Annotated in this window: 17 protein-coding genes; 11 read left to right on the forward strand and 6 right to left on the reverse strand. The window is 58.8% G+C overall.

The window, feature by feature from the left end; all coding sequences use genetic code 11:
* The first annotated feature begins 569 nt into the window (after positions 1 to 569).
* Complete coding sequence (locus GGD90_RS00005; protein ID WP_153117173.1) at positions 570 to 1757, forward strand: hypothetical protein; 1188 nt, start codon at positions 570 to 572, stop codon at positions 1755 to 1757.
* Between the two features lie 325 nt (positions 1758 to 2082).
* Here GGD90_RS00005 and GGD90_RS00010 read toward each other — a convergent pair whose 3' ends face one another.
* Positions 2083 to 2910, reverse strand: a complete 828-nt coding sequence (locus GGD90_RS00010) for a restriction endonuclease (RefSeq protein WP_153117172.1) — start codon at positions 2908 to 2910, stop codon at positions 2083 to 2085.
* Positions 2911 to 3381: 471 nt separating this feature from the next.
* Between GGD90_RS00010 and GGD90_RS00015 the strand changes: the two genes are divergently transcribed.
* The 4 genes from GGD90_RS00015 to GGD90_RS00030 are packed head-to-tail and all read left to right on the forward strand — an operon-like array spanning position 3382 to position 8487.
* On the forward strand, positions 3382 to 4983 hold the full coding sequence (locus GGD90_RS00015; protein ID WP_228273760.1) for an SAVED domain-containing protein: 1602 nt from the start codon (positions 3382 to 3384) through the stop codon (positions 4981 to 4983).
* 10 nt (positions 4984 to 4993) lie between these two features.
* A complete protein-coding gene (locus GGD90_RS00020) occupies positions 4994 to 6286 on the forward strand; it encodes a nucleotidyltransferase domain-containing protein (protein ID WP_153117171.1) in 1293 nt (430 codons plus the stop codon).
* A gap of 12 nt (positions 6287 to 6298) precedes the next feature.
* Positions 6299 to 7975: a HesA/MoeB/ThiF family protein gene (locus GGD90_RS00025; protein ID WP_228273759.1), complete on the forward strand. Its 1677-nt coding sequence runs from the start codon at positions 6299 to 6301 to the stop codon at positions 7973 to 7975.
* Positions 7972 to 8487 (forward strand): Mov34/MPN/PAD-1 family protein, encoded by a 516-nt coding sequence (locus GGD90_RS00030; RefSeq protein ID WP_228273758.1) that lies wholly within the window; start codon positions 7972 to 7974, stop codon positions 8485 to 8487. Before GGD90_RS00025 ends, GGD90_RS00030 begins: the two co-directional genes overlap by 4 nt.
* A 42-nt stretch (positions 8488 to 8529) precedes the next feature.
* Here GGD90_RS00030 and GGD90_RS00035 read toward each other — a convergent pair whose 3' ends face one another.
* Positions 8530 to 8769 (reverse strand): helix-turn-helix domain-containing protein, encoded by a 240-nt coding sequence (locus tag GGD90_RS00035; protein WP_153117170.1) that lies wholly within the window; start codon positions 8767 to 8769, stop codon positions 8530 to 8532.
* 158 nt (positions 8770 to 8927) lie between these two features.
* On the opposite strand from GGD90_RS00035, the gene GGD90_RS00040 reads away from it, so the two are divergent.
* Positions 8928 to 10034 carry a hypothetical protein gene (locus GGD90_RS00040; RefSeq protein ID WP_153117169.1) on the forward strand — a complete coding sequence of 369 codons (1107 nt, stop codon included), beginning with the start codon at positions 8928 to 8930 and terminating at the stop codon, positions 10032 to 10034.
* 1 nt (position 10035) lies between these two features.
* The gene (locus GGD90_RS00045) at positions 10036 to 10965 is read left to right on the forward strand and encodes a hypothetical protein (RefSeq protein WP_153117168.1); all 930 of its coding nucleotides are present in this window, start codon (positions 10036 to 10038) and stop codon (positions 10963 to 10965) included.
* Positions 10966 to 11218: 253 nt separating this feature from the next.
* Here GGD90_RS00045 and GGD90_RS00050 read toward each other — a convergent pair whose 3' ends face one another.
* Entirely contained in the window at positions 11219 to 12019 is an 801-nt protein-coding gene (locus tag GGD90_RS00050) for a hypothetical protein (RefSeq protein WP_153117167.1), read from the reverse strand.
* Positions 12020 to 12338: 319 nt separating this feature from the next.
* Between GGD90_RS00050 and GGD90_RS00055 the strand changes: the two genes are divergently transcribed.
* Together GGD90_RS00055 and GGD90_RS00060 are read left to right on the forward strand one after the other, a co-directional pair.
* The gene (locus GGD90_RS00055) at positions 12339 to 13394 is read left to right on the forward strand and encodes a hypothetical protein (protein WP_153117166.1); all 1056 of its coding nucleotides are present in this window, start codon (positions 12339 to 12341) and stop codon (positions 13392 to 13394) included.
* A 170-nt stretch (positions 13395 to 13564) separates the two neighbouring features.
* The gene (locus tag GGD90_RS00060) at positions 13565 to 16084 is read left to right on the forward strand and encodes a UvrD-helicase domain-containing protein (protein WP_153117165.1); all 2520 of its coding nucleotides are present in this window, start codon (positions 13565 to 13567) and stop codon (positions 16082 to 16084) included.
* Here GGD90_RS00060 and GGD90_RS00065 read toward each other — a convergent pair.
* A complete protein-coding gene (locus GGD90_RS00065) occupies positions 16052 to 16357 on the reverse strand; it encodes a hypothetical protein (protein WP_153117164.1) in 306 nt (101 codons plus the stop codon). The two genes, GGD90_RS00060 and GGD90_RS00065, sit on opposite strands and share 33 nt — an antisense overlap.
* Before the next feature lie 1397 nt (positions 16358 to 17754).
* Between GGD90_RS00065 and GGD90_RS00070 the strand changes: the two genes are divergently transcribed.
* Positions 17755 to 18495, forward strand: a complete 741-nt coding sequence (locus GGD90_RS00070) for a hypothetical protein (RefSeq protein ID WP_153117163.1) — start codon at positions 17755 to 17757, stop codon at positions 18493 to 18495.
* A 147-nt stretch (positions 18496 to 18642) separates the two neighbouring features.
* Here the strand turns inward: GGD90_RS00070 and GGD90_RS00075 are convergent, their stop codons facing one another.
* A complete protein-coding gene (locus tag GGD90_RS00075) occupies positions 18643 to 19830 on the reverse strand; it encodes an MFS transporter (RefSeq protein WP_153117162.1) in 1188 nt (395 codons plus the stop codon).
* Positions 19831 to 20058: 228 nt separating this feature from the next.
* On the opposite strand from GGD90_RS00075, the gene uvrA reads away from it, so the two are divergent.
* Positions 20059 to 22914, forward strand: a complete 2856-nt coding sequence (gene uvrA, locus GGD90_RS00080; protein ID WP_153117161.1) for an excinuclease ABC subunit UvrA — start codon at positions 20059 to 20061, stop codon at positions 22912 to 22914.
* Here the strand turns inward: uvrA and GGD90_RS00085 are convergent.
* The gene (locus GGD90_RS00085) at positions 22897 to 25191 is read right to left on the reverse strand and encodes a two-component system response regulator (protein ID WP_153117160.1); all 2295 of its coding nucleotides are present in this window, start codon (positions 25189 to 25191) and stop codon (positions 22897 to 22899) included. The two genes, uvrA and GGD90_RS00085, sit on opposite strands and share 18 nt — an antisense overlap.
* Positions 25192 to 25270 lie beyond the last annotated feature (79 nt).

Genomic DNA, 25270 nt, shown 5'->3' on the forward strand with positions numbered 1-25270 from the left:
GCGCTTCGCTGAATCGACTCTTCCTCATGACTTCCTCTCTTCAAGGAAGCCATCCTCTCAAGTTTCGGATGGTCCGAAAATCCCCGGGCAGGTCAGAGTCTCTCCACAGAATGCATGGGCAAGTCTGTGGATAAGCTCTGGATAAGGCCGTCATCTACCTGCCGGCATTGGCTTTTTCTGAATTGCCCAATTTTCAGGCGAGTCGCGGACCGGCGACGCTAATATCCCGGTCTCCCCCAACCATCAGCCGTCTTCTCCGCCTCTTTCTCCACTACCGATCATGCTCCTGCGCATTCGGCCTCCGCTGTTCCTGGTCGTTTGTCTCTGGTGCCCGCGCCATGAGCCTCGGCTTGTGGACTGACTCCGACCTGATGCAGCCCTGGGAATTCAGAAAGCCTGCCTGCAGTCGCTCAGGCAGCTATCGGTTGCTCCGGGATGAAGCGATGCGGCCTCGATGCAAGGCTGAGAGCTCGCTTGAGTAGCAGATTCGCATAGACACTTACCCACCAGCGCGGCGGGTCAGATATGCTATTCGTGTTTCTTCGCTAACGATTTCCCGGAGACGCATCATGACGATTCATCTGCCCGCGCACCTTCTTGGGCGACTGGCCCCGGCACTCCTCGTACTGTGTCTTCTTCTGCCATTTGAGTCTTACGGCTTCCAGATTGCTCCGCTTGGCAGCAATTTTGAGGCGAAGCTGACCAACGAACCGGAGTCGACCTTATCTAGGGTTGCAGGAAAGCTCGGCAAGCTGGTGAAACGACCGGTCCATGAGGAAATCACGCAACTGGCGTTCTACTGCCCTGCAGACATACCTGCGCTGGCCAACGACGAACTGTGCGCAGAGCGAGACGTCCCCTTCGCCTCGGCATTCGTCATCTACGGAGTGCGCTGGAACGACCTCCCTCCGTTTCAGTTGAAGGAAAACGAGGGCCGCAAGTGCAAGAAATTCCTGACCCGAGGGCCTGCATGCAACACCTCGCAGACGATCCGCTTCTCGACACAGCCCGAGTGCTGGTACTGCATTTTCTCGGCCGCGGAAGACTTCACCGGTAAGGGGGGCACGATTGGCGGCTGCCCGGCGGATAAGAGCAAGGGAAGGCATGTCGCGCTGGGTAATCTGCTGACGCGCTCGCACTACGGTGATCTGCAGTTTTTGCACTCTATGGCCACTCGTAACGAGATGCCCGCTGCGGAAACACGCGACCAGATACTCGGCTGGATAGAGTTCGCGTGGCGAGTGTCGACTGGCGACATCAAGGCAAATCAGCGGCTCGCCGAACTGAACATCCCCCTGATGAAAGATCGCTTCTCGTGCTCGGAATGGACGGTTGCTGACCTCTACATCTTGGGTCGTCAAGACAAGCTGCTCCCGCGCCTCCGTGATATTGCCTTCGGTTCGGTACTGCATACGGTGCAGGATTCCTTCTCAAGCAGCCATTCGCAACGCTCGACGTCAGCAGAAGGATTCTGTGCGAGTGATGAACAGTATCCGCGCCCGGGACGCATCATCGAGTTCCACAGCTATGGTTCCCAGGACGGTCATCTGCACGACGCAGAAGATGAGCGTAAGGCGATGGTCACGCATGCAGTGGAGCAGCGCGCCGAGGCAATCGCAGCATCCAGGATGCTGGCCGATCTCGGGGGGAAACCGTGGGGAGAGGTCAGGCCGTATGTCGAATGCCTGTTTGAACTTGATGACGCTGCGCGCGAGTCGTCGCCGGGCGAAGCGTATCACCGTGGAAACAAGAACTGATCTTGGTTGGGCTGCAAGCCACGCGCCGCAAGTCGTGGGCGATCTGTGCAAGCGAGAAGCAGCTTGTGCTTAGCTGCCTTCCCCTAGCAAAACGGTGATGTTCCTTTGGCCTGCGCAGCAACACCGCCCCGACTGCTTGGTAATGGGTGTCGCTCTCGCTCCCCAATCCGGACCTGGATGCTCATGTCGAGGATGTGACGCCAATTTACGTCCGCAGGCGCGAGTTCGCCCAACGTCACCTTGGATGCGAGCTCGCTGACGTGCCGGACCAATTCATCTTTGGTTGTCATGGTTTCCGCACCGAAGAAGAGTCGTCATTGAACGATCAACTGCGTATGCCATGACACGCCGGGAATCGGGTGCAGCCCCAAAAACTGCTGCCAGCTCGGCTTCCTTGTTTGGCCACGCGTTGCACCATCGGGCTGCCGCACTTCGGGCAGGAAGGAACGGCAGGAGAGGGCGATGTGCGCCCCTCATTCCTCCGGATCATGTTCAACAGCGAATGCGCCGGGACGAGAGTGATCGAACGCCCTTCGGCAAATGCTATCGCTTCGTCAGTAAAGCGTCCGGAGGCAACGACAAAGCCACCCACAGCTTGCTCCGCGGTCATGACGCCATACAGTTCTCGGACGGTGGCGACGCCAACCTTCTGAGCCTTCCATTGCTTGCACTGAACGAGGTACGTGTCCTTGCCCATGTGCAGCTCAATATCGACACCGCCATCGGGGCCGTCTCCTCCCCGCTCACGAACTCGGTAGCCCTGCTGCCTGAAGGTCTCGGCAGCAAGGCTCTCGAATTCACGCCACGTCATTCCATCCAGCGCGTCCTGCGATGGATTACGGGCAACCGAACCATGAAGTTCCTGCTGACGACGCGTCCTGAAGAATGAAAGCGCAGATCCGAACAATAGAGCCAAGGGCACGGCGTACTGCAACACTGAGGCGAACGTAACAATCAACTGTCGTCCGATGCCGGCTCCGAGAGACTCGCCATAACTCTTCATGTCCGCGGTCGCTACCGGCAACAAAGGCAGGGAGGCGGCGTAGTGAAATCCGAAATATGCGATCAGTGCGAGAACGACACCGATCTTCCACGGTAGGCGGGCAGCGATATCAATCAGGTCTTCAATTGTGGATTGCTTGGCCCTGCCCATGACATGCCATATGCGTTTCTGGAGATGGTTCGATTGTGACCAGAACAAATCGCCGGGTCAATGCGTATGTCAATTCTGGCTCCACCGAAGGACCTGGATTCTTGAAACTTTGACGCAATCTGGAATCGGTCAACACATGGTTGACGAAACTGATTGCCGACTCACTGCTTGATACTCAAGGCAAGAAGTGGCCTTGCGGAAAGGGGTAGAAGCACCGTCATACCTAAATGTGGCGCGCCACATAATGAACAACGGGTCAAGCAAACACCGGGCGCTCCACACCATCAGGATAGGCATCAATGGGGCCCGAAGCGCCAAATTGACGCGTCTAACGTCGAGCCCCGCTCAGAAAATTGACACCGCATTGAACAGCGCATGACTTCAACATTAAAATCATGTATCCCACCCTCAGATACATAGCCCACACCAATCGGCAGTCATTCTTGATCGCCACCAGAACCAAGAATTAGCATGCGTCGAAACAGCCCTTGCGCAACGCCACAAATTCCCGATACCGCGCCCAACACCAAGAACCTGGACGACAAGGCCCTGGCCGACTGGCTAAACGACTGCATTAAGCGCAAGCGGACGGTCGGATATCTCCATGCCGGTTTCGTATGCAAAGTCGTCGACTGCAGCGATCCGTCGCTCATCCTGTTTCCGGCTGATCCGGAAAGCAAATCGAAGACGGCCCTGAAGAAACTTGCCCGCGGCAATCGCTTGCAGCGTCTGGAGTTGCCGCGAACCGCGCTGACGCCGGCAGGCGTCGCCGATCCGTCCTGGACGTTTACTCCGGTGGTATCCGAGGACGAGATTGCAAACATCATTGACGCGCGCCAGGAAATGCTGGGCCGCGTCAGCGGTCGAGGCCAGGCGATCACGGCCAGGACTGCGCAAAAGGTCTGGGCAGATGCGGGCGGCCGCTGCATGTTTACAGGATGCGCGGAGGACCTTTCGAACATCCCGCTGTATAGCCAGCCGGCTCGGGTCGGCTACCTTGCCCATATCGTTGCTTCGGACCCGCAGGGGCCTCGAGGCTGCCAACAGAGGTCGCATCTGCTTTCCGACACCCCGGACAACATCATGCTGATGTGCGATGCGCATCATCGGCTCATCGACTCTTTCGCTCCCGATGTCTACGACGAGCCGGCACTGGTTGAAATGCGCCAGACCCATCGGGATATGGTCAGGGGCTATATGGAATCGATGCGGTTTCCGCGTGCAAAGGCGTTGACCCTTCACGCCAACCTGGCAAACGTCCCCACGTGTTTCCACGAAACTGAATTCATCGAGGCCATCTTGGCAATGGACCGGGCCATGCTGCCCGGTGTCGCGCACTATGTCCGGCGCACTTCCCAGCGCGACGACCGTAATACGCCCGGATTCTGGCCAAACTATCTGCGGGAGCATGAGAACCAAATCCGGGAGCTGGTCACTCGGTTCAACAGCCCCAGCGAGGCCGATACGGACGAGCTGGCGGTATTCCCGCTCCATCACAACGCCACGATGGTATTGGCCGGCCGCCTCATGGGAGAAGCGCGAGCCATCCAGGTTTTCCAATACCAGCGAGATCGCCGTATCTGGGCCTGGGGCAAGAGCGCCATCCCCAAGCCGACCGGCACCTTCACTGTGGAGGGACTTCGCAACGACCGGACTGATGAGGTCCTAATAACGCTCGAACTCACGGCCAGTCTGGATGAGCAGGCGATGCCGACGGAACTGGCGCCCAAGGTCGCCGACGGGCAAATGCCATGGATCCGCATCAGCACCCCCAGTCCGAGCTTCGACTGCATAGTGCACCCGAAAGACCTCGATCAGTTCACCCAAGCGGCCAGACGGGTAATCAACCACGTCCAGGACGTGATGCGGGTGTGCAAGGTCCATTTGATCGCGATCAGTCCGGCCAGTACCGTTTTCCGGTTCGGCCAGATGCTGCAGGCCGGTCACCATCCCCTGTACACGATTTACGACCGTGCCAGTCGCGAGGACAAATTCGTGCCGGCATTTTCCATCAGTGGCCACGAGGTAAGCGCCTCGGACGGATCCCAGTCCTATTGCATCGCCATCCGCTAAGGAACTTGTCATGCCTACCTCGAAAAATGCCAATCTCGTCTTGAACGCCGAACGGAGCCGTCGTGTGCGGCTGGTGGAAGCCGTGGCTTCTCTCAGTAAAGGTATCGCTCTAGACAGCTATCACGACCAGTTACTGGCACTGGGGCCATGGGCTCGGGAACTGAACTACGTCAACCAGCACATTACGGTGCCGCAGGAGCAAATTGACGACGCCGCAAAGGCTTACCACTCGGTAGCGCGTCGCCTGGTAAGTGAGCTGAAATGGCCGAACGATGCGATCAAGGTTCTGCCGCAAGGCTCCGCAAGCACCCAGACCCTGATCCGATCGCCCGACTGCTCAAAATTCGACGTCGATGCAGTCTGTCAGGTCGATTTGAACCGCATCGCAGCCCGCGATCCCGTTGCATTCTTCGACGAGGTTGGCAAAGCGTTGGAGCCCCTTGAGCCAACTCGCAAGAACCGCTGCTGGAACGTCGACTTCATCGGCGAACCGTTCTACCTTGAGTTCACTCCTTCCGTTCCCCTAGATACGGTGCCCACGGTAGTACGCGAAGCTGTGGCCCGCCGATACATTCCTGTTAAGCAATATCGAAGCACGGCCTTGGCAGTAGTCGACAATAAGACCCGTCAATGGAAGACGTCCAACCCGGAGGGAATGACGAAGTGGGTGAACGACATCGCCCAGCTTCAGCTAATTCGCTTCGTTGCTCTCGATTCGGCCACTGCCCTCAATAAGTCCCTCAGCATCAAGCCCGTTCCGGACCAGGACGTCGAAATCACCGATACGCTCAAGGTCGCGATCCGGCTGTTCAAACGGCACCGAGACATGTGTGTTTATCGCCAGCAGATCGGCAAGGATTTCAAGCCGATTTCCATCATCATCGTTACGCTGCTGACGGCTTGCTATGCCGGCCTTGCGGATCTTGGGCGGACGTACAGCCACCCCGTTGAGCTGTTGGCCGACCTCGCCGACCTGTTGCCGGGCATGGTCCTAAAACTCAACGGCCAATACCGCGTCGACAACCCCACGGTGGAGGGTGAAAACTTTGCCGAGCGCTGGAATCAAGATGATGGAGAACGATACGAGGCGTTTGATACCTGGTGCGATATTCTTGCCGCCGACATGCGCACCATCCTTGCGGCCACTGATCCACAGGAAATTCGCGAGCGGGTACGCTCCGTATTTGGATGCGGTGGCAATACCTCGGGGTCTGGCGGCTCAAATGGATCAGGTGGAACCGGCAATCAACAGCCGACGCGCCGTCCTCCACCGCCACCGCCCAAAACAACGGGCCTCGCGTGACACATCTACCTGATGAGTTTGGACGTAACCAGCCTTCGGAACGATTGTCCCGATCTGCTTCCTGAACCGCTCAGTCGAGCCCGTGGGGCAACGGCCTATCGGCTGAAGCCGCCGTCATTTCCGTGGGGCCGCGATTTTGCGTGGGCGGAACTGGTCTTGCCCCACGGTTTTCCTGATCATGCAGTAGCGAAGATCATGTTGTCGCCCGATGCCGTGCTTCGAATTCCCCACGTGGAGGACTCAGGGGCCCTGTGCATCGAAGGCGATCCGGGACCGGGGTTTGGCTACTCAGCCAATGATCGTGCCCTGCTATTATTGCTTGCCTACCAAGAGAAGTTTCTGGGGCCTTGGTTGGCCGGTGCCCTGGACGGCGACTTTTCTACGGAACCGCTGAATTACTGGTACATCAAGGTCGCGCAAGCTCGGTCTCACGCTGATCCGGTTCGTGCGGTATGGGCCATCGACGAATGCCCGACTCGCCCGCAAGTCCGGGAGGGCTTGCTGGTGCTTCCCAGCCGGATAGTCATTGCCGGGGATCGGGATATGCCGATCACTGGGCGAGTCATCAACTCGCTCGGCGCAGCCAGGGCATCCCAGCAAATCCGGGTGCTGATTGCCGACATTCCTCTCTCTCATCCCCTTACGCCAGCGACGTGGCCGCGAACGGCCGCCGATTTGGATCAACTGTTGAATGGGCGTCTTCGACCCGCACAGCGAGCTTCGTTTCGCCACCCTCTACGCCGACGAGGTGGCAGCGTTCATCGGATCGTCTTGCTGCGCCATAGCACTTGCGCGTTTGCTTATCTGCTTCCAGGCGGGCCAGCGACCGTAATTGAGCTGGAACGAGGCAAGAAGACTTATCCGCCTCTTTCCGCGCCGCTCCCATTGCGTGTCCACCGCCTGGACCCCGCATGGACGGTAGGGCGCGACCAGCATCCGGAGGTGGCTCATCGTCAAACTCAACATGTCCTGGTGCTGGGCGCCGGCGCATTGGGTAGCCCGGTCGTTGAGTACTTGGCCAAAGCCGGCGTTGGCTACATCACTTTGGTTGACGGAGACAATCTTGCCCCGGCCAATATTGGCCGTCATTTGCTCGGTGCTGACACTATCGGGCAAGACAAGGCCGAGGCTGTTGCCCGACAAGTCAATGCTGCTCAGCCGGCAAGTCACGTCACCCCAATGGTGATGAGTGCGGGCAAGTGGCTCGATAACAATACACTGGCGGGCGTTGATCTGGTACTAGACTTGACCGGGGAGCCCGACGTTCGCTGGCAGGTGGAACAGGCTCGGCGGCTTCACCCCTGTCCGTTGTTGATTGGTTGGATGGAGCCCTATGTTGCCGCCGCCCACGTATGCAGCCTGCCGTTCGATACGTTATGGCTACAAGGTAATGAAGATTTGATGGGCAAACTCGGCGCAGTGGATTGGCCCGACGACGTAATCAGGCAGGAACCGGGCTGTAGCAGCCGTTTCCAGAGCTACACTGCAGCTGCCGCCGCTTACGCGGTAGCCTTAGTGGCGGAAAACGCTTTGAAAATGGTGGATGGAGCTCTCCCTGAACCTCGCCTCATCAGTTGGGTGCGTGGTCAACATTATCTGAACGCCCAGCGATCTGACTTGACCCTGCGGGATTGGGCCATTCCTGCGGCACCGCATGATGGATTAATGATTGAGCGCTCATTCCCGTGAACAATCGACTGTTCTTTTTCCCCGGCCATGGCCGATACGTTCTCTTCACTGCCGCTGCACTCGAGCATATGTACCGACACGCTCAGCGACGAATATGGCACAAGGAAGCCGGCGGGGAAATCTATGCAATCGATCCAGACGCCAATGGTCTTTTCGTTACTGCAGCCGTGGGGCCGAACAAAGGTGACCGTCGCACCCGGTGTTCCTTCAACCCGGACATCGAAGCAGCAAAGCGTGATCGGGAACGACAGTTCGCCGTGGGCTTGCACGCTGTCGGATTGTGGCACACCCATCCGGAAGCTCACCCTTGTCCATCTGGCCGAGATCGACAAACGACTGAGGAGTATCTGTCTGCCTTTCAGGGTGATCGGGCTCACTACCTAATGGCAATCGTCGGCAATTGCGATTCCCCCCCACGCATCAAGGTATGGGCTACCAGCCAGGGCATTCGCACAACTTGGGTTGAGCTGATTGAGGAGTCGCCAGGCTCGGTGCCCAAAATGGGGCTATGACCGCCATTAGGCTATTGGCGGAGAACGACCATCACTTGATACCTACGCTTCTATGCGCGCCAAGAGATCAAGTACGTCTACGTTCAGGGCTTTGGCCAATCGTTCCAGCCCATCCAGCGAAATGTTCGTGACGCAACGCTCCAACTGCGACACGTAAGTCCGGTGAAATTCTGCTAATTCGGCCATGGCCTCTTGGCTTAGGCCGCGTTCTTTGCGTAAGCGTCGCAGATTTTCCGCAACGCGACGACGTGCTTCTCCTGCGGGTTGATCAGTTTTGTCCATAGTGGGCCGAAGAGTGGCCGTCTACGGGGTACGTATCTACAGTGCATCGATCTACTGTTTTTATATCTCATTCGGTAGAATTGCCTTGTCATTTACTTAACCCCTTTCGCTCCCCCATTCCCTACCGGGAAAGGTTGGAGCGAGCTTCAGGAACGACCATGAATCTGCTTCGCCTTCTGGCGGCATTGGCTATTGCCGTCACCGGTTTTCCGGTCCAGGCCCAGAACATCTTGAGCGAGCTTAGCGGCTCCACCTATCGGGAAAAGACGGTGTACGCCGTCTATGACCTGCCGGGCAAGGACCTCAAGATCGATGTCATCGAAACCGCCGTACTCGATGCCATTCATCTCTACGCTCGCGATGCCCAGGTACGTCAGGGCATCCCACCGTCGATCTTTCCCGACTATCCTGGTCAGATGACCTTAGGCCGACGGTTGAGCGGCGGCCCCAAGCCTGACTGCGCCGGTGAGATGTTCTCCATCGAAGGCATTGACTCTTCAATGGCGAAGTACGGCGAGAAGACCTATCACCGGGTCTGCCTCTTCCCCCACGCCGCGGGATACCGTATCAACTACTTCGCTATCTACGGTCAGCAGTCTGGAGCCGGCAATTCCAATCCTAATGTGCTGGCAGCAATGCTTGGTCGGGCGATGGGCAGCGCCGTCGGCCTCGGTGACAGCAGCAGCGCCATCAACAAGCTACTGGTCCGCCTGGAAGGCAATCTGCAGGGGGCCGGCGTGGCCTTCAAACTGGTGCAGCTACACCCGAAGGATCTGGCCGGCAGAGTGGTCGTAGAGGATGACCTGCCTCGACCGAATGCCCAGACCGGAGTGGTAGCCCAGGCTCCCGCTGCACCGACGCCAATTCAGCCAACGACTGTGCAGCCTGCCCCGTCAGTGCCGGGACATCAGATCGACCCGAGAACCCTTCCCCCGGAGTTGGCTCAACTGCGGACGGCGCTGATGCAGCAGCGCGAAACTCGTCAGCAGTTGGCGGCGCAGCAAGCTGCTGCAGGTTCTAGCAGCAAGAAACTCACCACCGCAGACGCACGCAAGGAGCTGACGGCCACGGGACTGCAATACTTCAACCAGGAGCAGTTCGTGGCGGCGATCCGCCGCGGCGATGCGCTTGCGGTAGAGCTCTTCATCATCGGTGCCGGCGTCGACCTGAATAGCGGGTCTCCGGGATCGACACCTTTGGCCGTTGCTGAGAGCAGCGGGCGGCAAGATATCGTCGCTTTGCTGAAAAACAACGGGGCTCACTGATATGCGATACCTGGCCCAGTGGATCTTGTTCTGCGGGCTGGTGACCGGCTTACCAGCCTTGGCTCAGCAGGCAGCGCCGGTCTCAGGTTACCGTCCTGGTTCATCACTGAGAGCAGTTCCCGTCTATCTGCACAACGACGACGGGCGGTGGTCAGCCAGCTTGACAGGCGATCTCAAAGACGCGGCCACGGAGCTGGTTGAAATTGCATTGCCAAGTGGTTCCGTTCGAGCGCTGACCAAGCCACCACCTAGTGGTCGACGCCAATGCCTGACCAAAATGAAAGACCGGAGCGAGTTCGGTTACCTGGAATGTAATTCCGCTTTCTACTCGGTCAACAAAGGTTCGGCAGCGGCGTCCACCCTGATCCGGGGTGTCTTGACCCTTGGCATTTTGACTGCGGCGGATGCGGCGTCGGGCAATACGTCGTTCACCGTTTCCATTGATCAGCCCACGCTGGATAGCGCTGTCGCCGAATCCCGAGCAGTTGCCTTGGCAAAAGAATCGGCACCACTGCTCGAATATCGAAATCTGTACGCCAATGCCAGTACCCCGCTGCATCTACGCGCCTTCATCGCGACGTTCGAGGGGAGTTATGATCCAGAGTCGTTGGTAGCGCAGGCCAAGGAGAAACTGCCCGCCGCCATAGCCAGGGAAGAGACGCAGGTCCGACAGCAGGCGATGGAAGCGGCGACGCGAGCCGAAGTTCAGCGCCAGCAGGAAATCCGGCGCCAGGCAGAGGAGGATGCCTTGATAGCCTTTCGAGGCCGCCTACGGCCCGGTGATCGGGTTGCCGCCATGTGGCGAGATGGCCGCAACTTGCTCGTCGGAATGGTCGTCGAAATGAAGCCGCCCCTAGCCTATGTTCAGTGGGAAAACGCTACTCCAGCCATACAATGGATTCGTTTGGATAATCTACTGCCACCCAGGTAGTAAGGAAGCATGGATGAACATTGTCACCGAGATAAAACGATATTTCCGACCGCTGACCATTCATCCATGGAGCGCCGCCTGGCGGCTTCGGGACCACGGCTTTCGGGTCGCGCTCTCTGCTTGGATTATCGACATCATTGAGATAGGCCACCACGGACGAGGGGGGGGGACGGGCTAAATTTCGTCGACGTCCGACACACCACCGTACTTCCCAAAGAGGTGCCATCGCCGATGGACTGGCAATGACCGAAACTCAATCGTTGCCGTAAGGATCCGCAATGATGAAGCGGAAGCCGATATTGTCGTTTGGCCAGAGGTCCAACATCCGCTTGGCTAGCGAAACTCCCTTCTCCGTTTCGTGCTCAGCCAGATAAGCCAACACCAGGCCATGTGCCAGGCGATGAAATGGTCGATTTGAAAGATGCGCGTAGGGCATCAGCAACGCCTTGGTCTTGTGCTCGGCAGCACACTTGGCAATCATGTCAAAGATCAGCGCGACAAGCGGTTCTGCGAGACTGATGGCCTTTTTGTTCTGAGCGGTATGAACATAGGCACCAACTTGGAAGGCATATCCGTCGACGAAAGCCGGTTCCTGCTTAGTCAATTTCGCGGCAAGACGTAGAAGCTTGTTGATCGATTGCGGTGAGTAGTCGTCAAAGTCCCCCGTGAGCCCGCCTTCCATTTCGCAGGCCTCGTCAAATTCCTCGGCCACCTTGTACAGCGTGTCTTCCTCGGAGTATTCGGGAACAGGGAGGAGCAATTCGCCATAGGCCATCCTCTTGGGCTTCTTCGGGTTTCCATTCTGGTCGTACATCGTCCAGGACTCGACACCCTGATACGAAACTTGCAATGCCCCCAGACCAATGGGGTCCTGGTGTACCTGATCAGCCCCCTTGTGAGCTTCCGACATTGCGTGAAAACTGGGATAGCCGTGGGTTCTGGCTACCAACTCCTGAAAATCAGCGAGCTTGCCCCCATCGGGGTGCTCTGCAATGAAGGCAGGGAGAAGACGGCGAAGGTTCTTCGCCTGCTTTTTTGCTTGTTCAATCGACATGATCCATTCCATAAACTATGGCGGTGACAAGGTAGTAAGCCCGCTTTCTACGCCACGTATAACGCCAAGGTTATGAACATGGAGAGAGGGAAATCATCGTTCCGGAACCCATCAGGTTTCGCCGTTGCGGGCGGCGGGCAGTCCGTATTGCCTTCATCCATTATGCGTACCCGGACTTGAGTGTCAAGTCAGGCGTGCTGGAGTCGTCGCATGAGATGTATCCGTTAAACACCGAGCTATAGCTGCCTCATTGATCCGTAGTAACTACGGGCAATATTCCTGCTATACTCACCGTCGTTACTACACGGCGAGAATACCTATGAGCACTCCGCAAAGCAGCACTCCCTATTCTCTGCGCTTGCCAACCAAGTTGTCACAGCTCATTGACCAGTTCGCCAAAAAGATCGGCAAACCTGCTCCTGATGCCGTTCGTGCCGGCATTGAGGCGGCATTTTCTAACGAGTATCGGATACTGGCACTCGATGCTGCTAACGCTGACCGAGCCGGCACACTACGTGCCCTGCGTGGTGCTGTAGCGGAGGCCAACCAACAGATCATGCTGCCGCTGCCAGTCTATTCTGGCCTCATGTACTTCCTGCATTGGGCGTATCTACGCGCAGGTGTCGGCGGCTACGCAAATCCGCGCTACGCCATTGCAATGCTGGACATCATTCGCGATCTGGTTGCGCTGGGAAAGAATTTTCGTTTCACGGACGGCCATCACCACACCTACAGCTGCTTAGGCATTAAAGAGGATGAAGGAATTGATGCCGGCATTCGACGTATCAAGAAAGAGATTAAGCATGGTCTCGGCATGGGGTATGCAGAGATGCTGACGCGCCCCCTTGAGGCCATGGCTGATGATCTTCAATATCTTAATTCAGCCATGGTTGCTAGGGTATTTGCACCACATCTCAAAACCCTGCTCCCTGTTGCTGTACAGGGGGCAAATTTGGGAGTCGACGAGGATATCGTTCGGCGCGATATGGAAGGGCTCTTTCCAGAAACGGAGCAATTCAAGATCAACGATATGAATTGGAGGCTATACGGCAAAGAAATGGCACTGGTTGTGAGCGAAGGGCACCACACATACGCTTTCGGATCTGATGCACTTCTGAGTATCTATATGGCGATTGAGTGTGAAGCGCTCAATGACGTGCTGGCAATCAATGACGAAGCTCATTTCTTTTCCCGCAGCAAGTTTGAGTTGGCCAGGATGGGCGATCACGTAGTTATGCACACTAACGGAGGCTACCGGCTCGGTCTCTCTGTACAGGAAGTACGCGATCTGGTGGGCAACCTCGCAACCGCCTTCAAGAAACCCGCCTGGCGAACATTGGTTACACGCCACCGAGAGTTGAAAGGCGACATCTGAGCCTGCATTGATGAATGACGGCCATTTCGACAGCAATTCGACTTTCCATATGGGCGGCAACTAGGCCTCCGCAGCGGCAGAAACGCTGATTCCGAATATTGACGACGACCGATCCCGTCTCAGGCAATACGGCCTTCACAATCTCTCTTTGATTGGATTCCACTAAATAAATGACATCACCCACCCACTTTTCAGAGAAAAATCCGTCATCTCTACGAGACCCGAAAAAGGCGAAATTTTTTCCCAGAATATTAGCGGCCCAGCTTGGACGGGTGCTAGGTAAGTTACGACTACTTCATCCCGAATCTTGGGAACAAGGCTATCGTTCGGGGGAGACACAGGGCGATGCGGCTGGATATATGCGGGGCCACCAAGAGGGGCACTCCAGCGGCTACAAAGAAGGGTTTGATGCAGGGCAGGTAGTCTTGGAAATCCGTGATCATCGGGCGGTCGATCGACCGGTGCCCGGCCTGGATGATGATCTGTTCGAGGACTGGCGATTGCCCATCACGCCGCACCTTGAGGCCCGGATGCGGGCGGATGTGCTGAAAATCCTTCCTGCCCACAAACAGCCAACGCCCAGTCAGTGGGAAATGATTCTGAGTAAAACGCCTACCACTGTCGTCGTTGCGGGTGCTGGGTCGGGTAAGTCTACAACGCTGATTTTGCGAATCCTACTCTTGCATCATTACCTCGGGTTCGAACTGGATTCGCTAACAGTCGTAACCTTCACCAACATGTCTCGCTGGGATTTCATCGGGAAATTTCGGGACACGTTCCTCTTGTGGGGGCTCACCATTACGTCAGAGGAGGCGCGGACGCTAGTGCGCACCTTCCACTCCATGATCCTGAATTTTGCCCGTGCGGTGACCGGGAGTCAGGACATGAAGGCATTCGAATTTCTCGATGGCAAGCAACTGTCGGCGGAACCAGATGACGTCGATATCAATCCGTTTGATTTCAGGATTGGCATGACCCAGAGAAGCCTGCTAAATAAATGCTACGACGACCTTTGCTCCAACAATCCACGGTTCCGTGATCTGATGTTGGACTTACTAACCTCGACGCTCGAATTGAAGCACCTATCGGCAGATGACGACAAGGCAAAACGTCGGCATGCGATGATTGAGAACATTTCCGCGCGTGACGCCGAATGTACGGACATCACTGAAAAGGCATGGCTAACTGCTGGGCTATTGCCGCAGGCAGGTCTGATACTCAAACAGGAGACAATTCAAATAGAAGGACACCCATTCAGAATCAATGGGCGAATTCCGGAAAAGAAAGCTGTGCTCGTACTTGGAGCACAGCAATATCCAGGGAGCGATTTCCGGCGAGCGGGATCCAAATTTCAACTGGCGCGGGAACTAAAAGCCAAGCAGAAACTATTTCAAACTTATTGCTACGAGCGCGTCTTCTGGATCGAAAACGAAGATGAGCTGAAGAAGCTAATTGCATGCATCCGCCCAACCCCCGGTGCATCCCCGGGTTTTGATTACCAGATCGATGGCGAACTCTCGGCGGAGCCCATTCTTGATTGTTTCGTCGGAGCAGCCGGATTCATCGAGAACTTGGCACTAGATGTCTCGAGGGCGGTCAATGCCATGAAATTTCCAAAAGGTAGCCGAGATGCTCTGTTCTTTGAAGCACTGGGGTTGTTTTGGCCGCAATTCATGAGCCACCTCGAACAACAGCGGCCAAGGGTCATGATGTTCAACCGCATGTTTGCCCTTTTCAACGAGTGCAATACCTCCACTTTCGAGCGGCTGCCTGCTTCCTTGTTAAGACCAATGTCGCACTTGATGATCGATGAATTCCAGGATATCTCTCCCCAGATCGTATCCTGGGTCCGCGGGGCCCAACGCGAGATTAGACGCAGAGGGCGCGACTTACATGCAGGACGGGTAGCACAGTGGAGTTCGATGATCTGCGTCGGGGACGATTGGCAGTCCATCTATGGCTGGCGGGGGAGCGCCCCTAAATACTTTCTTGAATTTAAATCCGAGTTCAAGTCGCCAGCCACTTCAAATCTGATGCTTAGGGAAAACTACCGTAGTCATCAATACATCATTGATGCCGCCGAGCAAATCGTCAAAGGTATCCCAACAGCACCAAACAAAGCCGCGACGTCTGCAGGGCCTGCCGCTAAAAACCCCATTCCGGTCAGTATTAGCTACCGTAATGATAAGTATCTAGCCGAGCGCGCCGAGGAGCATTATCGGGCAGGAGAATCAATCATGATTCTCTTCCGGCGAGGCGCCGAACGGGCGGTGGTCGAAAAGCTATTGAGGAATCTTCTCGCGGAGGATGAGAAGCAACCGAAAAAGCAGAGGCGAATTCAGCTTATGACGTTCCATAAATCTAAAGGACTAGAGGCCGATACGGTGTTTTTGCTGGGCGACTGCCTTTTTTTGACCAGCTCACCGTACAAAAATCAGGCCTACCGCGTGGCACAACTGGGCGCATCCGGCGACCCGCAGCCTTACGATACGTCCCAACGCGAAGAGATTCGGCGTCTAGCCTATGTGGCTATTACCCGTGCGGCTAAGCATTGTTATTGGTTTATCGATGAGCCCCCGCCAGAAAGCGGACCATCGAAACCCAAAGCATCCGACGGTATCCCTTCGAATGTTCCATTCTTTCACGATGCCCGTCGCTCAATGGAGAGGAGCCAAAGAAAAGCGAGATAGAGTTTCCCTTGCCACCTCGGAGGCTTCGAGGAAGTTATCGAAAACACCAAGACAAAGATAGGCAGTACCGTAGCCGTAACCGACAACCCATTGGGTTGATGTTACGCCATCAATATAGAGATCGTTGTCTTGTTGATCGACGTCTAGGCACAAGATAGAAGTGCCGTTATGGCTAATTTCCCCTAGCCAAGAGACGTCAGTCTCTACTGGTATTTTGGCTGAATTTTTTGCGGGATCGACCTTGTAATCGTCGGCGAAACCGGTCAGTTTCATATACCTATCTCCGAAAAGTAGTTTTGGAACAAAAGAAAAGGGGTGTTGGCCAGATTGACCAACGCCCCTTCAGCGCTGCCCTAATTGAAAAATCAACAGGAATACCGGAAATTTGAATTTTTGGTAGTCAATGCCTCCCAGATTGACATCAACTTATCGTCATTGCGACCAATTCCCCTGCAACCAGGTGCCATCGGAACCTGTTGGGGAGTTAGAGGCCAACATGCCTGCTCGCCACTTGAATAGGATGAGAAGAGTTTTCTCGATATCCGCTTTCACAGGCATTGAGAGAAGTCCAGTCGGAGACTGGCTAGCCCCCTGAACATACAACAGAGCCAGTCATAACCACCTGACTAGATGAGTTTTATGCATCAGATACATAATTGCGGCTAACGCCACCGAGCTTCAGGATATCTTGAACCTGACTGCGGGCTGGTCTGGCCAGTTGTGGCCCAATGGTCATGGGCAGCGGTACTGTGTGAAAGCGTTGTCGGACCTCTCCGCATATGGGAGGACCGTCGATCAGCAGGCCTTCGTCCGCCAACTCACGAACACCGTCAAGAACAGGGGGGCCGCCTCAGTGCCTTGTTGGCACTGACGGCGAGGTCATTGCTTATCGAAGGTACTGATCAAGTCACGAATCTTATCTGGGGCGTCTATCCGTCCTCGAGCAGCGCGAACGACGATATCGATGTGCTGTGTGACTTTACCCATAGGCTACGAACGACCGTCTCTCGCGTGGCGTATGCGAAATGCAACGCTCCTCTATTTATCTGACACACGCCATCTACCAAGCGATCACGTGCTGGTGGCTCTGTCGACCGCACCGATCCGAGCGGGCAGATCGTCAGCCTTCACTTGAATCCCGAGTATAGGAACAACATTTCGGGAAGGCATGTCATCGCGGTAGATGACTGCGCTACGTACAGCGTGTCGTTCGGAGTGGCAGCAGCCTCTTTTAACGACGCCGGTGCCGCCTCGGTCAAGGGTGTCGCTCTTGGTAAGTTCGGAAATGCGCTGCGATACTACGACATCAACATCCTCACGCCCCCTTTGCGCCGGTTGCTGAAAATGGTTTCGAGGTCGCGACTAATGCTGTGAGGCAGGAGCAGACGAACTCCGTGAGCCAGGCGGCACTCAGCTCGTTGCTTCCGTAATATCTGGTTTGAGCCAACTGCCTTCGTTTTGGTTGTACGGCTAACCATTGGAGTAGCAATTCGATAGAGCCGGGCGACGCCTTTGTTCCCTGATATGTCCAATCTCCGCCGTGGATCGCCACATGTGATTTGTCGCTAGACGGGGATAACAGCGGTCAATCCTTATCGGATCCCGACGGAACGGGAAAGAAGCGCGCATTACCGTGAGATCGACCCGCACTCGGACAAAACTGCTACTGGATGGAGCTCGAACTCGCGCTCCAAGAAGAAGAGGAGGCTCCAGCCCCTGTTGACGAGATTGAGAAGGCGCGTCGACGCGCTACTCGTAAAGTGACGCGCCTGGTGACAAAACTCACCATACCCGTCGCTGAAACCGACGTGTCAGGCGGTTCGCAAATCACATCCGAGATTGACCGAATCCGGAAATATCCCGATCCACGCCAGCGGCGACGAGCCCTTCGGCAGTACGTGCGTGGACTCGGTGCCACCGCAACCAGTCTTGAAGCGCTGGTCAGCTGCTTCGAGGAGCTAAAGGATCTCGATGAATTGGGGCAAACCTTCAAAGTTTCTGGGCAGGGAGTATTCACGTTCCGCCAGGCTTTTCGACATACCAAGCTAGGCCCTACCTCGGGTTTTGCCGTCTATTACGGCGGAGCGAAACCTCTAACCAAACGATACGGGAATGGCTTCGTGCTGAAGTTCATCGACCCATGGAAGGAAAAGCCGATCACGATCTATGTCTCACCGGATAGCCTCCGGGAGTATCCTCCAGGCGCGCGAATGATCAAGATGATCGACGAAATCGAAGCGACCCCGGAGCCAAAGCCATATGTACGCGCCTATTGGATCGGAGGCCTTACGAGCGGCGAGGAGGGATGGAACGCCACCTTCACGACGTTAGCGCATGTCGTACTTCGGGTTGTCCCGCCCAAGGCAAGAGCTCCAAGCAGCAAGGCCGCGCAGAGCCAGCGGACAAAATAAATTACCCCCTGGCAATTACGAACAAAAAAAATTAGCCTTTACACCCAAAATCCGGACATTTTTAATTGTCTCTGGCCATGATATGTATGGTTTTTACGAAAATGGTGAAGCGAACCGGCTGCCGCGTCCTGCCGACGCCGCCCTGGTTCAAGCCGCAACGGCTTCGGGCCTGGCGCGCAGCGGCGGCGCAATCATCGACGCGGTGAGCAGCAACCAGCCGAGACAGACGACGGCGCCGCCCCAGAACACCGCATCGGCGCCAAAGTGCCGCGCCAGCCAGCCACCGGCAGCGCCGCCGAGGAAGAGGCCGATCGCTTGCGCCGTATTGTAGACGCCCAGCGCGATGCCGCGCGATTCCGGACCCGCAAAACGCGTAACCAGCGACGGCAGCAGCGCTTCGAGCACGTTGAACGCGGCGAAGAAGACGAACACCAGCGCGGCCATGGCGACAAAACTGCCACGACCGAAGGCGAAACCGATTTCGGTAAGCAGCAGCAGGGCGACCGACGCGGCGAAAACGGCGCGGAACTTGCCGTACTTTTCGGCGACGATGATCGCCGGAATCATCACCGCGAACGAGGCGACCACCGCCGGCAGGTAGACCTTCCAGTGCTCGGCCAGCGGCAGGTCGCCGGCCGACACCAGCGCCGCCGGGATGACCATGAACATGCCGACCTGCAGCACGTGCAACGCAAAGATGCCGAAGTTGAGCCGTGCCAGCTGCGGATGAAAGATCACGTCGGCCAGCCGTGCCTGATGTTTCACCGCGAAACCCGTCGGCGCCGGCGGCACGCCGACGAAGAGCAACACGATCGCCGCCAGCGAGAGCACGCCGGTAAGCATGAACAGCGCGTAAAGGCCGCCGGCGTCGTAGAGCGGCGGTGCGATCACCAGCGACAGCGCGAACACCAGCCCGATCGACGAGCCGATCATCGCCATGATCTTGGTGCGGTGCTCCTCGCGCGTCAGGTCGGCGGCGAGCGCGGTCACCGCCGGCGAAATGGCGCCGGCGCCCTGCAGCACGCGGCCGACGATGATCCAGTAGATGTTGTCAGCAAAAGCGGCGACGAAACTGCCCAGCGCAAAGAGCAGCAGGCCGAAGACGATCACCGGCTTGCGGCCGAAACGGTCGGCCGCAAAGCCGAAGGGGATGTGGAACAGCGCCTGCGTGATGCCGTAGGCGCCGAGCGCGAAGCCGACCAGCGCGACGTTGTCGCCACCGGGCAGGCCATTCGCCGCGACGGCAAACACCGGCAGGATCAAAAACAGCCCGAGGATGCGCAGGGCAAAGATGGTCGAGAGACTGACGCCGGAGCGGATTTCGACGGAATTCATCCGGCTGGCGTTAGGTGCGGTCATCAGGGAGTCAACAGTAGCGAAGAGGGCAGATGCGGGCAGATGCGGCGGCAGACGACGACGCATGGCACCGCCAGGAGGGAAACGGTTCGCTGCATCCGACCCGCGCCCGGCCGCTTTGGTTCGCGGAGTTGTTCGCGGAGTTGGTTCGAATTCGGGGAGTGCGTATATTAGCAGGTTTACTTTAGCCCCCAAGCCGACCCCTCGATGGACGAAATCCGAATCCGCGGCGCGCGGACACACAATCTGAAGAACATCAATCTCGACCTGCCGCGCAACCGGCTGATCGTGATTACCGGCCTTTCCGGCTCGGGCAAATCTTCACTCGCCTTCGATACGCTGTACGCCGAAGGGCAGCGCCGCTACGTCGAATCGCTGTCAGCCTACGCACGGCAGTTCCTGCAGCTGATGGAAAAACCCGACGTCGACCTGATCGAAGGGCTGTCGCCGGCGATCTCGATCGAGCAGAAAGCGACCAGCCACAATCCGCGCTCGACGGTCGGCACGGTCACCGAAATCCACGACTACCTGCGCCTGCTCTTCGCCCGCGCCGGTACGCCCTTCTGCCCCGAACACCAGCTGCCGCTGGCGGCACAGACGGTGTCGCAGATGGTCGATCACGTGCTGGCGCTGCCGGCCGAAACCAAGCTGATGATCCTCGCGCCGGTGGTTGCCAACCGCAAGGGCGAGCAGCAGGATCTTTTCGCCGAGCTGCGCGCGCAGGGCTTCGCGCGACTGCGCGTCGATGGCGAAATCCACGAGATCGACGCGCTGCCCAAGCTCGCCAAGTCGCAGAAACACGACATCGACGTCGTCGTCGACCGGCTGAAGGTGCGCGACGACATGCGCCAGCGCCTCGCCGAGTCCTTCGAGACGGCGCTGCGCCACGCCGACGGCCGCGCCATCGCGCTGGAAATGGATTCCGGCAAGGAACACCTGTTCTCGGCCAAGTTCGCCTGCCCGACCTGCTCGTACTCGCTGGCCGAACTCGAACCGCGCATCTTCTCGTTCAACAACCCGATGGGCGCCTGTCCGAAGTGCGATGGCCTTGGCGTCATCCAGTTCTTCGATCCGAAGCGCATCGTCGCGCACCCCGACCTGTCGCTCGCCGCCGGCGCCATCCGCGGCTGGGACCGGCGCAACCAGTTCTACTTCCAGATGCTGCAGTCGCTGGCCAAACACTACGAGTTCGACATCGACACCGCCTGGAACGCACTGCCGGAGCACGTGCAACAGGTGGTGCTGTTCGGCTCCGGCCGCGTCGCGCTGCCTTTCCACTACCTCAACGAGCGCGGCAAGGTGACGGTGCGCGAGCACAGCTTTGAGGGTGTCGTGCACAGCCTCGAACGGCGCTACAAGGAAACCGATTCGGTCGCCGTGCGCGAGGAACTGTCGAAGCTGATCAGCAACAAGACCTGCCCGAGCTGCAACGGCACGCGCCTGCGCGAAGAAGCGCGCAATGTGCGCATCGGCTCGAATGCCGGCGACAAGGCGCTGTCCGACGCGCTGACGCTGCACGAGATCAGCCACCTGCCGCTGGCCGCGGCGCGCGACTTCTTCCTGTCGCTTGAGCTCGTCGGCCAGAAGGCGCAGGTCGCCGAGAAGATTCTCAAGGAAATCGTCAGCCGCCTGCAGTTCCTGATCAACGTCGGCCTCGATTACCTGTCGCTGGACCGTTCGGCGGAAACGCTCTCCGGCGGCGAGGCGCAGCGCATCCGCCTGGCCAGCCAGATCGGCTCCGGGCTGACCGGCGTCATGTACGTGCTCGACGAGCCGTCGATCGGCCTGCACCAGCGCGACAACGACCGCCTGCTGCAGACGCTCAGGCAGCTGCGCGACATCGGCAACACGGTGATCGTCGTCGAGCACGACGAGGACGCGATCCGCAGCGCCGATTACGTCGTCGACGTCGGCCCCGGTGCCGGCGTGCATGGCGGCGCCGTCGTCGCCGAGGGAACGCCGGCCGAAGTCACTGCCAATGCGGCTTCGCTGACCGGCGATTACCTCTCGGGAAGACGCCGGATCGAAGTCCCCGGCCAGCCGCGCCAGCCCGACCCGGCGCGCCAGCTGCGTGTCATCGGTGCACGCGGCAACAACCTCAAGGACGTGACGCTGGAGATTCCGGTCGGCCTGTTCACCTGCATCACCGGCGTTTCCGGCTCGGGCAAGAGCACGCTGATCAACGACACGCTCTACGCCGCCGCCGCCCGGCACCTTTATGGCTCGACCGCCGAACCCGCCGCGCACGAGGCGATCATCGGCCTCGACGAGTTCGACAAGGTGATCAACGTCGACCAGAGCCCGATCGGGCGCACGCCACGCTCCAACCCGGCGACCTACACCGGCCTGCTGACGCCGATCCGCGAGCTGTTCGCCGGCGTTCCGGAATCGCGCACGCGCGGCTACGGCCCCGGTCGCTTTTCGTTCAACGTCAAGGGCGGCCGCTGCGAAGCCTGCCAGGGCGACGGCGTGCTCAAGGTCGAGATGCACTTCCTGCCCGACGTCTACGTGCCTTGCGACGTCTGCCACGGCAAGCGCTACAACCGCGAGACGCTGGAAATCCTCTACAAGGGCAAGAACATCCACGACGTCCTGCAGATGACGGTCGAACAGGCGCGCGAGTTTTTCGATGCCGTGCCGGTCGTCGCCAGGAAGCTGCAGACGCTGGTCGATGTCGGCCTGTCGTACATCACGCTCGGCCAGTCGGCGACGACGCTCTCGGGCGGCGAGGCACAGCGCGTCAAGCTGTCGCTCGAACTGTCCAAGCGCGACACCGGCCGCACGCTCTACATCCTCGACGAGCCGACCACCGGCCTGCACTTCCAGGACATCGAACTCCTGCTGCGCGTGCTGCACCGGCTGTCAGAGAACGGCAACACCGTCGTCGTCATCGAGCACAACCTCGACGTGATCAAGACCGCTGACTGGATCGTCGATCTCGGTCCGGAAGGCGGCGGCGGCGGCGGCCGCATCCTGGCGACGGGAACACCACAGCAGATCGCCGCGCGCGCCGCCGACAGCCACACCGGACGCTTCCTGGCGCCGCTACTGGCGCGCCGCTGAGGCTGCTGCCGCTGGCAGGCTGCGCGCTGCCAGCCAGCGCTCGAACTCGGCCGCTGGTAGCGGCCGCGCGTAGAGATAGCCCTGCGCCTCGGCGCACTGCATCGTGATCAGCTGCGCTTCCTGCTCGGCGGTTTCGACGCCTTCGGCGATGACCACCAGTCCAAGCGCGCGGCCGAGGTCGACGATCATGCGCGCGATCGGCTGACCACTGGTCGGCTGCGACAAGGCGGTCACGAAGGCGCGGTCGATCTTCAGCCGGTCGACCGGCAACTGCTGCAGATAGGCCAGCGACGAAAAGCCGGCGCCGAAGTCGTCAATGGCGATCGACAGGCCGAGCGCTTTCAGACGACCGAGCGTCTCGATCAGGCTGTCGGCACCGAGCATCGCCATCGACTCGGTGATTTCCAGTTCGACGCAACCGGCGGGCAAGGCCAGGCGACGGATGCGTTCCTCGACCAGCGGCAGGAAGCTGGCCGAGCGAAACTGTGCCAGCGAGACGTTGATCGACATGCGCAGGCCGCTGATGCCGCGCGCCTCCCACTCGTAAATCTGTGCCAGCGCCGCATCGAGAACCCACGCGCCAAGATCGACGATCAAACCCGAGCGCTCGGCCAGCGGGATGAAGTGATCGGGGCGGACAAAGTCGCCGCCATGGCGACGCCAGCGCAACAGCGCTTCGACGCCGATGACCCGCCCCGAACAGAGCTCGATCTGCGGCTGGTAGAACAACTGCAGGTCATGCTCGCCGCGAATCGCCGCGCGCAGATCGTTGAGCAGTGCCAGGCTCTCTTCGCGTTCGGCGGCCATGGCGCGACTGTAATCCGCAAAGCCGCCACGGTTGCGCCGCTTGGCGATGTTCAGCGCGATCGTCGCCGCGCGCAGGGCGCCGCGCCCGCCGTCGTCGGTGAGCCGCAGGTCCGCGCAACCGAGTGTAGCGCGCAGACTCAGCGCAAAGCCTTCGATGACGAAAGGCACGGCCAGTACCGCCAGCAGCGTGTCGGGCGCCAGCGCCGCGGCGTCGCCAAGCAGACCGAACACATCTGGGCCGACGCGCGCCAGCAAGGCCGTCGGCGCTGCGCTACCGAGACGACGCGCCACTTCGCCAAGCAACAGATCGCCAAGGCGATGCCCCAGCGCATCGTTGATCTCGGAAAAACGGTCGAGATCGAACAGCGCTACGTGCTGTCCGGTCAGCGGCGCCCGCGCGGCAAGCTCCTGATCGATGGCCGCAATGAAACAGGCACGGTTGGGCAGGCGCGTCAGCGGATCGGCAAACGCCTGCCGGTCGAGAGCTTCGACCAGCCTGGCGTTTTCCACGCTGGCGGCGGCATTGATGGCGAAAACATCGAGCAGGCGGCGTTCGATCTCGCTCAACGAGCGCGAGGTCTGCAGATGAACGACTCCCGTGACTCCGCCAGGGCCACCGAGACAGAGTTGGGTCGAGCAATCGCCATGGATGTTGCGCGCCTGCGCCAGGCAGGCGTGCAGGCGCGCGAGCAGCGTGGGCGAAAGCTGTGCATCGACGTCAAAATCACCCAGCGCCGCGAGCACACGCAGTCCGCTCGCCGTCGGCGCGGGCTCGGCGCCGTCGGGCGCCCTCATCGCACGCGCGGAGGAATCCTGATCAACGCGGCAGGCGTCGGCGAGAACGAGCAGACCCGAGACGCTGCCACCCAGCAAAGCCGCCGCCTGTTGCAGAACGGTACGGCCAAGACCACGCAGGTCGCGCTGCCCGAACAACTCGGCAAAGGAGAGCGCCATCGTCTCCAGCCCGCGCCGTCCGGCGGCAAGGTCGTGCAACTGCCGGTAAGAGCGGATCGCCGTCGCCAGCGTCGTCGTCAGCCGCGTCAGCGTCAGCTCGGACTTGGTCTTGTAATCGTTGATGTCGTAGTCGCGGATGACCTGCAACTCGGGCGCATACCCGGGCTGCCCGGTACGCAGCACGATGCGCACATCGCTGCGCGCCAGCTCGTCACGCACGCGGCGGACCAGTTCCAGCCCGCTGTCCTCGCGCTCCATGACCACATCGAGCATGATCACCGCGATGTCGTCCTCCTGGCGCAGGATCGCCAGCGCTTCGGCCGCCGAAGCGGCGTGCAGGAACTCCAGCCGGCGCCCCTCGATCACCGTTTTGCCGAGCGAAAACACCGTTGCCTCGTGCACCTCATGATCGTCGTCGACGATGAGCACGCGCCAGCGGGCCTGTTCCGGCGCAGAGCTGTCACCTGCCGGATCATCGTCGATCGAGATGAAATCGTCTGCGGCAAGTTCCGGCATGCACTCTCCTCGCGCGTCGGAAGCGCCGCAGCTGTGAACGGCGGCACTTGCATTTGACCATCATCAAACAGTACACCAA

This window comes from Rhodocyclus tenuis (assembly GCF_014197755.1).
Lineage (GTDB): Bacteria > Pseudomonadota > Gammaproteobacteria > Burkholderiales > Rhodocyclaceae > Rhodocyclus > Rhodocyclus tenuis.